Raw genomic sequence first — 15,249 nt, 5'->3', positions numbered from 1 at the left:
CACTAAAAACTCTTGATTTTACAATGAATTAATTTTAACTCTTTAGCTTCAATCCGTTTACTTTTTAGGCTAAAAAAACCTAACGTCCGAAGAATCGAACGTTAGATTACCAAAAAACTATCTAGTTCTAACCAAAAAACTAAACAAACTAAAAAACTAACTAATCTTATCTATAAAAGCCCATAGATACACCACCATCTACATTAAGTGCATTTCCTGTAGATTTACCTAATAAACCTCCAACAAAAGCATAACATGCATTAGCAATATCGTCTGGCAATATAATTTCATTTAATAAAGTACGTTTGGCATAGTAGGCTGGCAATTCAGCCACAGTAATACCATACGCTTTAGCACGTCCTTCAGCCCATCCACCTGACCAAATGTTAGAATCAGAGATTACAGCATCAGGGTTTACCGTATTCACACGGATTTTATCAGCACCTACTTCTGCAGCCATCAAACGAGTTAAATGTGCTTGAGCAGCTTTAGCCGATCCGTATCCAGGATTGTTTGGTCCTGCCACTACTGCATTTTTAGAGACGATGTTTACGATGTCTCCACCAAATCCTTGTTTACGCATTACTTCAATACCCGCTTTAGAAACAATAAATTGTCCTTTAACTAAAATATCGTACAATCTATCCCACTCCTCTAATGAATGTTCAGCGATTGATTTTGAAATACTAATTCCTGCGTTGTTTACTATAATATCTGCTCCACCAAAGGCTAAACAAGCAGCATCTAATGCACTAACTGTACTATCGGTATCGGTTACATTCAACAAAGTACTGGAGATAGCATCTTTACCAAAAGTCTTGATAAAATCAGCTGTAGCATCGTTCAAACGCTCTTCGTTGATATCATTAATCACTACACAAGCTCCTTCTTCAGCAAATTTCTTAGCGATAGCTTTTCCAATTCCTCCTGCAGAACCGGTAATCAAGGCGATTCTTCCTGATAAGGCTTTAGGTTTTGGCATACGTTGTAATTTTGCTTCTTCTAACAACCAGTATTCGATATCAAATGCTTCTTGACGTGGCAATGAAGTGTATTCTGAAACGGCTTCAGCACCTTTCATTACGTTTACCGCATTGATGTAATATTCTGATGCCAAACGAGCCATCGTTTTGTCTTTTGCAAAAGTAAACATACCAACTCCTGGGTATAAAATAACCACTGGGTTTGGATCACGCATTGCTGGTGAGTTTGATTTTTTGCAAGTATCGTAATAATCAGCATACATTTTACGGTAAGCCTCAAAAGCAGGGGTTAACTTGGCTTTGATAGCATCCACATCTGATAAATCTTCGTTTGGTGCCAATTCGATTACTAATGGACTGATTTTAGTTCTCAAAAAGTGATCCGGACAAGAAGTTCCTAGAGGTGCTAATTTCTCTAAATCATTTGAATTGATGAATTCTAAAACTCTTGCATCATCTGTATAGTGACCAATCATTTTACGTTCAGAAGAACAGAAACCTCTCAAGATTGGCGCTACTTTAGCCGCTTGTAATTTACGAGCTTCTACTTCTAGGCTTTCTATTTTTTGACCTCCAAAAATAGCACGTTTTTTACCGTAGTTTGACTCTAAAAATTCAGCACATTTCTCGATTACCTCAAGCGTGTTGATATAACTTTCGTAAGCCGTATCTCCCCAAGTAAACAAACCATGAGAACCCAACATTACTCCTTTTAATTTTTTCCCTTTCTTTTCAGCTTCTTCAAGGCAAGCACGCATTTGCAAACCTAAATCGAAACCTGGACGTTGCCATCCTACCCATCCAATCTCTCCGTTGAATAATTCTTCGGTGATTTTTGCTCCGTCTTTGGCTGCTGCAATCGCAATAGCAGCATCTGGATGCAAGTGATCAATGTGTGCAAATGGTAAAAATCCGTGTAATGGTGTATCAATAGAAGGTGCTTTGGAAGCTAAATCAAAAATACAGTGGTTGAACAATTCTACCATCTCATCTTCAAATTCGATGCCTCTGTATACATTTTCTAAGTTACGTAGTCTTTCTAAATAAAGGGCTGCACAACCTGATTTTGTCAATGTACCGATGTCTCCACCTGAACCTTTAATCCACATTACTTCTGTTTCAGCCCCTGTTAATGGGTCTTTGTCCGTAATTTTTACAGAAGTATTTCCTCCTCCGTAGTTTGTTAATCTTAAATCGGCTCCTAATAAATTAGAGCGATAGATAAATAATGCTACTTCATCTCCTGCTAGTTCAGCAGCTTTAGCATCATCCCATAGGTAGCTTACATGTTTAAAAGTCATTGTATTTGAATTTGTATTTGACATCGTTTTAATTTTATATGAATACTGTATTAAGGTGTTTTTTATAGTGAATTCCCAATTCCAACTAACACAATCGAGGCCAGAATCAATCCGATTCCGAAAAGGAAAGTTCTAAAGGTTTTCTGCGAAACGCCTTTCCATTCGTTCAAATAGAACCCCCAAAAATTGGCCGTTAATATAATGGTCGCCATGTGTAAAATCCATGAACTTGCTCCATTTCCTAGTTTGCTCTCCCCCATTCCGTAAAAGAAAAATTGTAAGAACCACATCGTACCTGCCAAGCCTGAAAACAAAACGTTTTTAGTAATTGGTGTTTGCTTGTTGGTATAGTCAGAATAAGTACTATTTCTAAAGTTTAAAAACATACACCAGATAAAGTTGGTCGTTAATCCTCCCCACATCAAGACGATATAGGTCACATTGTTTTGAAACAACGGATTCGATCCTAACTCAACAGCCGCATCAGCCATTGGTTTTCCTGCTTCGATTCCGTAATTGAAAAAAGAACTTAATATCCCTGAAATCGTAGCAATAATCAATCCCTTCACAAGGTCGAAATCTTTGTCTTTGTCTTCATGACCTGTAGCGAAATCTTTTTCTTTCAGCATTCCGGCTTTTCCCGAAACCGCAATACCCATAATACAGATAAATACACCAAATAAAACTAATTGCCCTCCTGTAGTGGATAACATATCGGTAAAGGAAATCTTCCCTTCGGTTGGGTAAAAATTATAATATATAGAAGGCACTAAGGCTCCAAAAGCGGAACAAAAACCTAAAGTTATTGAGTTTCCTAATGACATCCCTAGGTAACGAACACCTAGACCATAAGTCAATCCTCCAACACCCCAGATTAATCCCATCAAATAAGTAACTGCTTTTACCGCTGGTAAAGCATCTTGAATAATTTCAACAAAATTTGGAATCGTTAAATAAGCCGCAATCGGTGGTACTATTAACCATGAGAAAAAACCTCCTACAATCCAATAACTTTCCCAAGCCCATCCTTTGACTTTTTTGAAAGGCATGTAAAAACTCCCTGAAGAAAATCCTCCGATGGAGTGAAAAAGAAGACCGAGTATTGATTCCATAAATTAAATTTGAATTAGAAGGTTAATAGTTAAAATAGTTTTGTAAAATAAGAGAATACTAAAAGAAAAACTGTCCTGTACTATCCTTGTAAATCGTTATTTTTTACATAAAAATTAAAAAAAACACTTTTCCCTTTAGTTTAACGCTTATTTCCAACAAACCAACTAAACTACATAACTAACTTAAAATTAGGCAATTACGTTATTTTTTTTCTAAAATAAAACACCTGAATCTACGGTGATAATCATAATTAATAGAGAGATAAAAGACTTCTTTTAGAAATATACTTTATAGAGACATCCTAATAATTGATAAAAAAATGAACTATGATTTTGAAAAAAATAAAATAGAAAAACGGTATTGAAAACGATTTTTAAATTTATATTTGGCAATTGATTATGTTTTTGATAAAACTTATTTGATTTTTTTTTATTGAAAAGAAACTACAATATTCTTAAATTCTCTTTCTAGGCTATTTTTTGGGAAAACAATATTTCAAAAAACATCCTTATATATAAAGACATTGATGAACATGATTCAATTTATAAAAATAGATGAAGATTCCAGAATACCTAAATACAAGCAAATAGTAGATTCTATTATGCAAAATATTGTTAATGGTAATTTAAAAATGAATCAAAAAATCCCTTCCATAAATAGCTTTAGCGAGGAATTTCATCTGTCTAGAGATACGGTTGAAAAAGCATACAACATTTTAAAGGATCGTAAAATAATTTCATCAATCAGAGGCAAAGGGTATTATATTACGAGAACTAAACTCGTATCTAAAGTCAATATCTTATTTTTATTTAATAAACTGAGTGCTTATAAAATGAAAACTTATGATTCATTTATTAACGCTATTGGGGTAAATGCTCATACAGACCTACATATTTATCATTGTGATGAGACTTTATTTTTAAACTTGTTGGATAAATTTGAAGGGGCTTATGATTATTATGTCATTACCACACATTTTAAGAATGACGATTTAAAACACCTTAGTTTTACTAATGAAGTAGCAAAAGCAATCAATAAAATTCCAAAAGATAAATTGGTTCTAATGGACAATATCAAATTGGATACAGATGACAAAATCATCAAGATTTATCAAGATTTTGAAAACGATATATTCAATGCATTAAAAGAAGGACTTTCTAAAATACAAAAATACAAACGACTCATCTTAATCTATCCTGAAAAAGCGGTATACCCTTATCCACGAAGAATTTTACATGGCTTTAGAAAGTTTTGTGTTGAATTCGATATAAACTTTGAAATCCTAAATGAGGTTTATGATGATATGATTCTTAAAAGAGGGGATTTATTTATCACTATCGAGGAATCAGATTTGGTTAATTTGGTCAAACAAATCAGAGATGAAGAATATATTCTAGGGGAAGACATTGGAGTTATTTCCTATAATGATACTCCGTTAAAGGATTTGCTAGGAATCACTGTAATATCAACTGATTTTAACATAATGGGGGAAACGGCAGCGCGAATGATTTTGAATAATGAAAAAGGACAAGTAAAAGTTCCTTTTAATTTTATTGACAGAAATTCCATTTAAATTTTAAAGCAATTATTTTAAGCATACTGTTTCAAGCGGTCTCTTTTAAAAGAGCTTGATTTATAATTAACTGGATCGTTCTACAATCCAAAATCCACAACATCAAACTATTATTTAATGCTTTGTTAATAACAATAAACTCAAAATAATGCGATCAAAATTCATTATTTTTTGAAAGCACTAACACATCAAAAAAATTTAAAAGCTCCTAATTGCAAATTCTAAAGCTCTTTTACATACTAAAATTAGATTCTGGGCATTAGAGAAGCCATTTTCACTATTATCCTTAAAAACAACTTTATTAATACACTATTTTTTTCTTAAAAAAGGATTCTTTTATTAACAAAAAGTTAGTCTTTAAACAAAAAAACCAGCTTAATGTTAAAATTAGAAAACTATAACAAAAATTTAGACATTAATATTAAGTGACTTCTATATTTTTATAATACTTTTGTCGGCTTAACATAATAACTAATTTAATTGTAATGAAAAAAATATTTTTTTTACTATCTGCTTCTCTTTTATTATTTTCATGTAACAAAGATAAGTATACTGTTTCTGGAACTATTGAAGGAATGGAAAACGGAAAAACCATCATCCTTGAAACACAAGATGAAAGTGGCATGGGATTAAAATCAATTGATACTGTAAAAGTTGAAAATGGTAAATTTGTATTTGAAGGAAAAGCACTAGAGCCTGCTTTCCATACTTTACAAATTGAAGGAATCCAAGGTAAAGTTCCGTTTATATTAGAAAATGGTGATATCAAAATCGTTATAAATAAAGATAGTATTCAAAACGCTAAAGTTTCTGGAACTTACAACAACGATGAGTATGTTAAATTCAACGAAGAGATTAAAGGAATCCAAAAGAAATTAATGGATTTCCAAACTCAAAATATGGAAAAAATGAATACTGCTCAACAAACTAAAGATACAGCAGTTATCAATAGCTTGATGCAAGAATTTTCTAAAATCCAAGAAGAAGTTGGAAATGCTTCTAAAGCTAAATATGTTGGATACGCTGAAACGCACCCTAAATCACTTATTAGTGCCCTAATTATCCAAGGAATGCTAAATGATCCTAGTGCTGATGTTAAAAAAGCAGAATCAATCTACAACAGTTTTGAAGAGTCTCTAAAAAACACAAAACCTGGTAAAGCTATAAAAACTAGATTAGGCGAAATCAAAAACCCTGCTGTTGGAGCAACTCCACCAACAGGTAATGCAGCTGAAGCTAAATGAAGAACAGATTTTTCTGGACCTAATCCTGAAGGAAAAATAATTTCACTGAAGGAAAATCTAGGAAAAGTAACAATTGTGGATTTTTGGGCATCATGGTGCGCTCCTTGTAGACAAGAAAATCCTAATGTAGTTGCAATTTATAACGAACTGCACTCAAAAGGCCTTAACATTATTGGTGTTTCTTTAGACAAAGACAAAGCAAAATGGAAAGAAGCAATAGCTAAAGACAAATTAACTTGGGCACATGTTTCTAATTTAAAGTTTTGGGACGAACCAATTGCAAGACAATACAAAGTAGAATCTATACCAGCTACATTTATACTGGATGCTTCAGGAAATATTGTCGCAAAAGACTTGAGAGGAGATGCACTTAGAGCTAAAGTCATAGAACTTTTAGATAAAAAGTAGCCTTCCTTAATTCAATATTAAAAAAATCTCCTCAGGGAGATTTTTTTATTTTATTCAATACCAACAGTTTAAAGAAAATAGTCAAAATAGCCGCAAAATTAAGCCTAAATTAGTTTGCAGAAACCAAAACTGTTCTTATATTTGCAACCGCTTAGAACAACAAGCAACACACATTGGTCATGGGGAGATACTCAAGCGGCCAACGAGGGCAGACTGTAAATCTGCTGTGAAAACTTCGCAGGTTCGAATCCTGCTCTCCCCACAAAAAAAGCTGCAATTATTGCAGCTTTTTTTATTTTTAAAATTGTCCCGTCTCAAAAAAGGATCAAGTGGCATCAATCCTAAAACCTGTGGAGCGAGAAAAATTACGCATAAATATTACTAGCAACTCACAATGTTTCTAACTCCTCTAAATTGCGCTCTAAAAGCTTTTATTTTGGCGTTGAAAGATTCCGCTGAAGCATTAGTGCTTCTGTCATCAAAATAGTTTACTATGTTTTGATAATGATTGATTATGGTTCGAGACATTGTATTGAAAGACCTAAATCCTAATTGATTTACTTTTCCATAACATTAAAAGCAATTATCTTACCAGTCGTGTTTTCAAAGATATTGCGTAAGCCTTGTGTTAGATTATATGCTTTATGAATATCATCTCAATAAATTAATACCAATACACATTTCACAAACAACAGTCCACTAATGCCCATCCACTTTCTTTAAACATATTTTCAAAAACAAGTTCCTGCTATTTTACAAATAGATATAATGAAGCCTTATTGTTCCAAAAATAATAATTTAAACTAAACCTTCATTTTACCCCAAAAAACCTCCTCACTAATTGTAAAACAACAGATACTCCAGATTGACAAGTTCTATAAATGGAGTTTTTTCAGACCTAATACATAACCACTTTTCCCCTTAATGAAATACACACTTTCCAACTATTCACTTGAAGTTTTTTTAATTGATTTATCAACCCTCAATTCGTTCCAATATTTTCAAGTATTTTTAAACAATAAAAACCTTTTACAAAGCAAAAGAGGCTATCCTTTTCAGACAGCCTCCATTTCTTTAATATTTAATAAATATAATTATTGAATCAAATGATGATCTTTATCCAAATGCAATCGCAAACGATTTGGAGTTGTATAATCCCCTAAATAGTTAGGAATACCTCTCTTTTCATCCGTTGATTGTACAGGATCAGAAAGGATTGGGTCGTAAGGATAATACAAACTAGGACCATCTAGACTTGAAGGACCGTTTGGTTTTTTGATTTCTAATTTCGTTGTATACCCATCGCCATCATCATCAATATCTAAAAAGTTAGGAATCCCATCACCATCAGTATCATCCGGATTAACAATAGCAGTTGGATAAGAAAACGTATTTCTATAATCATTCATATAAAAATCCCCATTTAAGTCTTCAAGATAAGAAGGAATCCCGTCACCATCTTGATCTGCTCTTTGCAAAGCATACAATTTAAAACTAAAAACCAGTGGCGCATATGCAGGAATAGCCGAACTTCCCGAGCCATAATACCCCAATCCCGAAGGAAGAAACATCACACCTGCTCCAAAACCACTATACTTTACCTGTCCATTTTTACCTTCCGTGTATTCACCTGTTTTGAATTTATGAAAAATTTCCCCCCAACCTCTAATTACATCACTATACAAATTAAACATTTGCTGAGGAAACTTAACTTCCTCAAAAAAAGTAGCATTTACACTTTTTACATTATCAACAGTCGATTCAAACAAATAATGTCCTTTATAAGACGTTAAAACATTATCAACATTAGTAGGTTGTTCCCCCACACCTTCTCTCAAAACCAAATAATACACAGTATATTTAATATCATGAAGACTAACCTCCCTTTTTAATAACTTTGGAAAAGTTGGACTATCCAAATAAGACATAATTGAAAGTTGGTTATTATCAATTTTAGCAATAGTTACATCCTGATCTGTTTGTTCCTCAGGTTGATTGACAACAGTAAAATAATGAGTACTTAAGTAATCTTCAATCATTTGATTTTCAAGAGTAAACTGCACTTGGTAATCCCTCAATGGAACCTCTACAAATGAATTATCATCTTTCGAACATGAAAATAGTAACAATGTTGTAATTGATAAAATAAAATAAAACTTAAATTTGTTCATTATAACTGATTTTTTAAGTGCGCAAGATACAATATTGATTTATTTTTGTAAACTATTTAACTCCGATTTTACAATTATTATGCGAATAGACAAATATTTATGGTGTGTAAGATACTACAAGACTCGCAACATGGTTACGGAAGCTTGCAAAAAAAATCATATTACCGTAAATGGTCAAGTAGCTAAGGCTTCTAAAGAAGTTTTCCCTACTGATGTTATCACTTTTAGGAAGGACCAAATTACACAAACCATAACCGTTCTAGACATTCCTGAAAGCCGTGTGGGTGCTAAATTAGTAGATATCTACAGACGCAATGATACAGCTCCTGAAGTCTATCAACATCTTGAACTATTAAAACTTTCTAAAGATCATTATCGAAAAACAGGCACAGGAAGACCAACTAAAAAAGACCGTAGAGATATAGACGAATTTGGAAACGACATCCATGAGGATGAAGACAGTAACTAGTACCTAGACAAAAACGCTAACAAAAGAAAAAAAAACTAACAAACTCAAATTAAAATGAGCAAAAATATTATCCTTACACATCAAGAAATCAATCATAAAATCAAACGTATTGCTTACCAAATTTATGAAACCTTCGTAGATAATGAAGAAGTCGTTTTGGCAGGTATCGCTCCTAACGGCTATGTATTTGCTGAAAAAATTGCGGCAGAGCTAAAAACCATTTCCACTTTGAAAGTATCGTTGTGCGAAGTCCAAGTAGACAAGCAAAAACCAGAATCAGCAATTCATACTTCATTAACCAAAGAAGAATATAGCAATAAAGGATTGATTTTGGTGGATGATGTACTCAATTCAGGAACTGCGCTCATATATGCTGTAAGACACTTTCTAGATGTGCCTTTGAAAAAATTCAAAACCGCAGTACTAGTGGACCGTAACCATAAAAAATATCCTGTAAAGGCAGACTTTAAAGGTATTTCCCTTTCCACTTCATTACTAGAGCATGTACATGTAGTTTTTGACGAAAATGATAGTTACGCCTATTTAAACTAAATTTATTTTTTCATATATACTATAACTATACAACTACGAAGGCTCAAAATCACCATATATATAGTGATTTTGAGCCTTCATAGTATTTTTTCACAGACTAGCTATTCAATACCTTATTTATATCTGCTACAATTTGCTCTACAGATTGATCCACTGATACAGTGTATTGGGCTTTATTGTAAAAGTAACTGCGTTCAAAAAGATGAATTGCAATGAACTCTTTCATTTCTTCATCTGTTTTGCCTGCTATTAAAGGTCTTTTCTCTTTTTCTAGGACCAATCTATTAAATAAGGTATCAATAGACGCTTTAAGATAAATAGAGGTCCTCCCCTCTCCTATTAACAATTCGTGATTATTAGCATAACAAGGTGTCCCGCCACCTAAACCAATAATGCAATTTTCATCTTTATGAAGCAATTCTAAAAAAGATTGGTGTTCTACTTTCCTAAAATAAACCTCTCCTTTAGTATCAAAAATAGTTTTTATGTCCATTTGCTCTCTTTCTTCGATATAATTATCTAAATCGATGAAAGGAATTTGAAGGTTTTGGGACAAAGATTTGGCAATTGTTGACTTCCCACAACCCATATACCCCAATAATATTATTTTACTCATAATTTAAAACATTGCAAATTAAGTAATTAAAAGAAACATTGAAAAAAAGACAAATTTAAAACAATTTTTCTTGGAAAACTCTAAATAAAGTCCTTATATTTGCACCCGCAACAAGGAAATAGCAAGACTCGATAGCTCAGTTGGTAGAGCACATCACTTTTAATGATGGGGTCCTGGGTTCGAGCCCCAGTCGGGTCACAAAAGGTGATCAAAAACAAAACTATTTTCTTATGCATTGACTCGATAGCTCAGTTGGTAGAGCACATCACTTTTAATGATGGGGTCCTGGGTTCGAGCCCCAGTCGGGTCACAAAAGGTTGTTCGTTTTTCGAATGACCTTTTTTACTTTTAGGCCATGTGGAGAAACGGTAGACTCGCCATCTTGAGGGGGTGGTGCTCGCAAGGGCGTGAGGGTTCAAATCCCTCCATGGTCACAAAAAACCTTATTTTTAAAAGGATTACAAAGGTTTTAGCGACCCAAAGTCAGGAAAGTTGAAAAAACGTCTTAAATCACAAAGAATTTAAGACGTTTTTTTTAGTGACATCTTTTTTTCATAAATTAAAGTTCCCATTCTACAAACCCTTATTTTTGCAAAACCAACCCCATTAACAAACTAAAATGGATCAGGATAAATTTATCTTCTGTCTGGAAGCTGTAGCCGACGTAGAAATAGCAATCACAACTGAAGTGCTCCAAAACCTTGAGAAAATCGCTTTTCATCAAGGAATCACAAGCATCCATAAAACTTGTGACACCATTGAAGGACTGGAAGAAAGCCTGCAAGCCTTACTCTACGATGACCACCACTTTAAAGACTACGAAATTATTTATTTGGTCATGCCAGGAGGTGCCAACAATATATGCCTAAATAACTATTATTACAGCTTTGAAGAAATAGCCGAACTTTTTGAAGGAAAGATGAAAGGAAAAATTCTTCATTTTGCCAACACCAAACTCGTTGACTTAACAGAGGAAGAAGCACAATATTTCCTTGATGTAACGGGAGCTCGAGCCGTTTCTGGATATGGAACCCTAAACCGACAATTTCCTAGTCAAATGCTCGATAATGCTTTTTTTAATCTTTGTCAAGACGAAGATGATTTGATTAGCATTGTAGAAGAACTACACGAAAAAAACTACGCCCTATGCAAACTATTGGATTTTAGATTGTATTACTAAGAATTCAAAAAAAGTACTGAATCTATAAAATCAAGTTTGTAAAATGATTTAATCCTTTTTAAATCAACTACTAAAAACAGAAACTTTTTGACAAGAAAAAGGCTCTAAAATTGTCCCATAGTTTTTTTTACATGCAACGAAAAAGTACCTTCTAGACTAAAAGTGGGAGATGATAGTAAAAACTCAACTGCTTACCCCGAATTATTAATTCAATATTTTATCATATCTCTCAACAAAGCTAGAAGATTATTGCTATCTACTTCACTAAAAATTGTGGTAAAAAACTGAGAACAGATAGTTCTACTACTGAATTAATATTTTATAGGAATCTAGAATATTTACAATCTTTTTACTTACATATTGAATACTAAAACTTTAATGAATTTTAATCACATGCTTAAAAACCAATATACAATGCTAATAAAGCAGTGATTATATTACCCTTAAATAGCTTTATAATAACAAAAAAAGGCTTCGATTATAAAATCGAAGCCCGAACTTTTAAACTTACATACTTTCTGGGACAGTATCGTTTTTCCCCTACATCAACTACTTTTTCTTTCCAATTACAAAATACATACGGCAATCAGTCGTGATAGGTTCGTCACTATTTCCTGCCATAATGATACTTTCACCTGCTTTTGCAGTACGTTTGAATAAGGACATTATCACTCCACCTAAATTGATATCATCACCTGTATCTACATAATCTTTGATCAAAAAGTTTGGTCGTTTTACACGGTCATCATGTCCTACATAAATTTCCATGTCGGTACCCGCAATAAATTGCAATTGATCACGTGCCCAGTACTTTTTATCAGAATCTGGAGTTCTGACATATTCCGAACCACGCAGGTAACTTGGGATTACGGTATAATTATGTTCCATATCTGTATAGGTTTTTTTACCCCAATCCAATACGGTTCTCAACATCGCTTTTCCGTCACCAGTGTAACTGAATTTAGTAAACAAATTACTTCTTGTACTTTCTCCTGGCTCATAAGCAACAGTCTCTGGAGTATGCACCGGTAATGGCTCTTTCACTAAAACTACCTCCGGAACTAAAGGAAGTTCTGTGGTCAATCCATCTTTGAGAGCAATAGCATTTGATTGGATAGTAATTGAAGCTGGTTTCAATCCTTTTCTTGTCGCTGTAATTTTTACAGTTCCAGCTTTAAGCAACGAACGAATAGCGACACGATTAATTCCACATTCGGTGTCTAAGTACAAATTATTAGTACTTTTTTCTTTTCCACTATTATAACCACCTCTCCAAATTCCGGGACCAGAAATAGTAAAATCAACACGATCATGGTCTAATGGACAACGGTTTCCGTCTTTGTCTACCACCTCAAAATCAATAAGTGCAATATCAGAACCATCTGCTCTCCATCCTTTTGGACCAGTCATAGAGGTTAACTTAATAGCAACTGGTTCTCCAACAGTCTTCTTAGATTGTGTTACCAACATTTTATCAGCAACAAAAGCTTCTGCTTTGATCTCTCCAGCTTCCCAAGCTACTTTTGGAAACTTGAATACATATCCGTTTTCTGGTTTATCAACAGTTCCTATTAGTTTGCCATTTATAGATAATTTTACCGCAGTACAATTAGATATTACATAGATATCTTTTTTAGTTTCCTTGGTGTAGTTCCAATGACCAACAATATGCACTTGTGGTTCTGGTCTCCACATCGATTTAAGAGCGTAGAAAGCTTCTTTTGGCAAACGAACACCGTCAACTTCACCACTGGCTCTAGTAACCTCTGTTGGATTCCTACCTCCGTGTGGTCCGTCTGAAAACACCCAGTTGGCACCACCTACATGGTATGATTTTTTCCCCATTTTGTTCCACCAATGATCGGCTTGTTTTACAGCAAACTCTTCAGAATTAACTTGGTAGGTGTTTTTAGAAAAGTTAGGATGACTATAAAAATTATCATCTGGTGATTCTTTATCCCAACTACGTCTTGGTGCCTCATCACGCATGTATTCACTTTCTACAATGGGTAAATGCGCATACTCACGTTGCCAACCTTCGGTACCGATTTCGATAGAAACATATTTTTCAGAATCGTTTTTAACATCGGCTCTTCTATTTCCCATCAAGCGTTTCCCTTTTGGATCGTAGGTATTGATTACGTCCAAAATTTGTTCGTAATGCTTCGCTGTTTCTGCCCAGTTACCACCTTCCCATATAAAAATTGATGGATGGTTTCTGTAGTAAACTATCATATCTCTAAACGCTGCGATACGAATATCCCAAGTTTCTCCATCATCCTGTGATTCTCCAGCAACACCTGGCATCAAGGTTACAAAACCATAATCGTCACCCATTTTAATTTCAGCTGGTGAACCTGCGCAATGTCCCCAACGAATAAAATTCCCACCTGCTTCATCCATTAATTGATAGGTAAAACCACGCAACCAATCTGGTAATGCAGCGCCTAAACCTGCCCAAGAGTTGGTTGGTTTTTGTCCCCAACCGTGCAGTTTTGCATATTCTCCATTATTGTGGAAACCTGTATCTTTATTAAACTCAAAACTTCTTATTCCAAGAGGCGTTTCATAAGTATCCAACACCTTATCTCCTTCTTTAAGAGTCGTCAGTACTTTGTACATATAAGGATTACGGGTGTACCAGCGATTTGGATTACTAACATTTGTATTAGTTGAGAACGTATATTTCTCTCCCGCTTTCATCTCTTTAGTATCTTTGGTAGTCGCTACAACTTTGCCTTTTGCGTCAATAATTTTAGCTTCAAAAGTGATATTTTTAGACTTGTTAGATTCATTTAATGTTTCGGCAGTAATAGTAACTTCTGCATTTTTTTCGGTGATATTTTCCGCATAAACATAAGTTCCTACGGTTTTCAAATTATCATACAAAGGCAAAGTGATATGCACAGGATCCATTACGTGTAAAAACACATTTCTATAAATTCCACCATGTGTTGGATGCCAGTGTTCATGATTCCACACTAATGGATCATTGTCTCTAAAGTCATCACTTTTACGGTCATTATTGACTCTAACCGCAATAATATTTTCTTGGTTACCAAAGTTTAAGTACTTGGAAATATCGTACCCAAAAGGAATAAACCCTGTTCTATTTTGACCTACAAAATGGCCGTTGACATATACATCTGCTATTTGACGAACCGATTCAAATTCGATAAAAACTTTTTTTCCTTTATCAGTAACTGGAAGTTTAAAATGTTTACGGTACCAAACCGTTCCTCTCCATTGGTTTTTTTCGCCATGGTGTCCACCCAAGCTATAATCGTCAAAAGTATCGACGTCATTAAAAGTATGTGGACAACTTATCGTACTCCATGAAGCATCTTTAAAACCTAAAGATTCTGCATTTTTGGGATTATCCTTGATAAATTTCCAATCAGGATTAAAATTATATTTTGTACGATTGCCTTGTGCATTAATCGTAAATCCAGTTAAGACCAAAACAACACTAACAAATAGTTTGATTTTGGATTTAAAATTTGACAAAATTTCTTTTTTCATCTTTAGTTTTATTCTAGGGGTGTTATTTAATATTTTTAAAAATAGGAATCTATAGCAAAACAACTGTACTGCATTGTGCTGCTTCGCGGCAAAGAAATAATTCATCAAAAGTTAGGG

General features: G+C 33.9%; 11 protein-coding genes, 4 tRNA genes and 1 pseudogene. 10 read left to right on the top strand and 6 right to left on the bottom strand.

The features are described 5' to 3' along the window. Positions 1–166: 166 nt before the first annotated feature. Together ACNH59_RS11005 and rhaT are read right to left on the bottom strand one after the other, a co-directional pair. Entirely contained in the window at positions 167–2,308 is a 2,142-nt protein-coding gene (locus tag ACNH59_RS11005; RefSeq protein WP_418262560.1) for a bifunctional aldolase/short-chain dehydrogenase, read from the bottom strand. A 38-nt stretch (positions 2,309–2,346) separates the two neighbouring features. Then, positions 2,347–3,396, bottom strand: coding sequence for an L-rhamnose/proton symporter RhaT (rhaT, locus tag ACNH59_RS11000; RefSeq protein WP_418262559.1), 1,050 nt, complete (start codon positions 3,394–3,396; stop codon positions 2,347–2,349). A gap of 533 nt (positions 3,397–3,929) precedes the next feature. Here rhaT and ACNH59_RS10995 point away from each other — a divergent pair. From ACNH59_RS10995 to ACNH59_RS10980, 4 genes and pseudogenes are all read left to right on the top strand, one after another. Further along, complete coding sequence (locus ACNH59_RS10995) at positions 3,930–4,970, top strand: GntR family transcriptional regulator (RefSeq protein WP_418262592.1); 1,041 nt, start codon at positions 3,930–3,932, stop codon at positions 4,968–4,970. A gap of 485 nt (positions 4,971–5,455) precedes the next feature. After that, positions 5,456–6,214, top strand: coding sequence for a DUF4369 domain-containing protein (locus ACNH59_RS10990; protein WP_418262591.1), 759 nt, complete (start codon positions 5,456–5,458; stop codon positions 6,212–6,214). Between the two features lie 18 nt (positions 6,215–6,232). Next, positions 6,233–6,622: pseudogene (locus ACNH59_RS10985) on the top strand (peroxiredoxin family protein); the annotation flags it as partial. A 181-nt stretch (positions 6,623–6,803) separates the two neighbouring features. Then, positions 6,804–6,884: transfer RNA gene (locus ACNH59_RS10980), tRNA-Tyr, on the top strand. Positions 6,885–7,003: 119 nt separating this feature from the next. Here the strand turns inward: ACNH59_RS10980 and ACNH59_RS10975 are convergent. After that, positions 7,004–7,150, bottom strand: a complete 147-nt coding sequence (locus ACNH59_RS10975; protein ID WP_418262590.1) for a transposase — start codon at positions 7,148–7,150, stop codon at positions 7,004–7,006. A gap of 566 nt (positions 7,151–7,716) precedes the next feature. Beyond that, positions 7,717–8,793: an FKBP-type peptidyl-prolyl cis-trans isomerase gene (locus ACNH59_RS10970; protein WP_418262589.1), complete on the bottom strand. Its 1,077-nt coding sequence runs from the start codon at positions 8,791–8,793 to the stop codon at positions 7,717–7,719. A gap of 79 nt (positions 8,794–8,872) precedes the next feature. Between ACNH59_RS10970 and ACNH59_RS10965 the strand changes: the two genes are divergently transcribed. Both ACNH59_RS10965 and ACNH59_RS10960 read left to right on the top strand, forming a co-directional pair. Further along, complete coding sequence (locus ACNH59_RS10965) at positions 8,873–9,262, top strand: RNA-binding S4 domain-containing protein (protein ID WP_418262588.1); 390 nt, start codon at positions 8,873–8,875, stop codon at positions 9,260–9,262. Positions 9,263–9,316: 54 nt separating this feature from the next. Then, entirely contained in the window at positions 9,317–9,814 is a 498-nt protein-coding gene (locus ACNH59_RS10960) for a phosphoribosyltransferase family protein (RefSeq protein ID WP_418262587.1), read from the top strand. Positions 9,815–9,911: 97 nt separating this feature from the next. On the opposite strand, the gene ACNH59_RS10955 is transcribed toward ACNH59_RS10960, so the two are convergent. Further along, positions 9,912–10,430, bottom strand: coding sequence for a shikimate kinase (locus ACNH59_RS10955; protein WP_418262586.1), 519 nt, complete (start codon positions 10,428–10,430; stop codon positions 9,912–9,914). A 125-nt stretch (positions 10,431–10,555) separates the two neighbouring features. Here ACNH59_RS10955 and ACNH59_RS10950 point away from each other — a divergent pair. The 4 genes from ACNH59_RS10950 (at position 10,556) to ACNH59_RS10935 (ending at position 11,610) form a co-directional block, all read left to right on the top strand. Further along, a tRNA-Lys gene (locus ACNH59_RS10950) sits at positions 10,556–10,628 on the top strand. 39 nt (positions 10,629–10,667) lie between these two features. Beyond that, a tRNA-Lys gene (locus tag ACNH59_RS10945) sits at positions 10,668–10,740 on the top strand. Positions 10,741–10,781: 41 nt separating this feature from the next. Then, positions 10,782–10,864 (top strand) — tRNA-Leu (locus ACNH59_RS10940). A gap of 185 nt (positions 10,865–11,049) precedes the next feature. Then, a complete protein-coding gene (locus ACNH59_RS10935) occupies positions 11,050–11,610 on the top strand; it encodes a DUF6642 family protein (protein WP_418262585.1) in 561 nt (186 codons plus the stop codon). Between the two features lie 549 nt (positions 11,611–12,159). Here the strand turns inward: ACNH59_RS10935 and ACNH59_RS10930 are convergent. Then, positions 12,160–15,132 carry a glycoside hydrolase family 2 protein gene (locus tag ACNH59_RS10930; protein WP_418262584.1) on the bottom strand — a complete coding sequence of 991 codons (2,973 nt, stop codon included), beginning with the start codon at positions 15,130–15,132 and terminating at the stop codon, positions 12,160–12,162. Positions 15,133–15,249: the final 117 nt, after the last annotated feature.

Origin of the sequence: Flavobacterium faecale (genome assembly GCF_048320115.1) — a bacterium.
Lineage (GTDB): Bacteria > Bacteroidota > Bacteroidia > Flavobacteriales > Flavobacteriaceae > Flavobacterium > Flavobacterium faecale_A.
This window is presented reverse-complemented; position numbering and strand designations above follow the sequence as displayed.

Coding starts and splice junctions, on each gene's coding strand:
- ACNH59_RS11005 (WP_418262560.1), bottom strand. CDS start 2,308: ATGTCAAATACAAATTCAAATACAATGACTTTTAAACATGTAAGCTAC.
- rhaT (WP_418262559.1), bottom strand. CDS start 3,396: ATGGAATCAATACTCGGTCTTCTTTTTCACTCCATCGGAGGATTTTCT.
- ACNH59_RS10995 (WP_418262592.1), top strand. CDS start 3,930: ATGATTCAATTTATAAAAATAGATGAAGATTCCAGAATACCTAAATAC.
- ACNH59_RS10990 (WP_418262591.1), top strand. CDS start 5,456: ATGAAAAAAATATTTTTTTTACTATCTGCTTCTCTTTTATTATTTTCA.
- ACNH59_RS10975 (WP_418262590.1), bottom strand. CDS start 7,150: ATGTCTCGAACCATAATCAATCATTATCAAAACATAGTAAACTATTTT.
- ACNH59_RS10970 (WP_418262589.1), bottom strand. CDS start 8,793: ATGAACAAATTTAAGTTTTATTTTATTTTATCAATTACAACATTGTTA.
- ACNH59_RS10965 (WP_418262588.1), top strand. CDS start 8,873: ATGCGAATAGACAAATATTTATGGTGTGTAAGATACTACAAGACTCGC.
- ACNH59_RS10960 (WP_418262587.1), top strand. CDS start 9,317: ATGAGCAAAAATATTATCCTTACACATCAAGAAATCAATCATAAAATC.
- ACNH59_RS10955 (WP_418262586.1), bottom strand. CDS start 10,430: ATGAGTAAAATAATATTATTGGGGTATATGGGTTGTGGGAAGTCAACA.
- ACNH59_RS10935 (WP_418262585.1), top strand. CDS start 11,050: ATGGATCAGGATAAATTTATCTTCTGTCTGGAAGCTGTAGCCGACGTA.
- ACNH59_RS10930 (WP_418262584.1), bottom strand. CDS start 15,132: ATGAAAAAAGAAATTTTGTCAAATTTTAAATCCAAAATCAAACTATTT.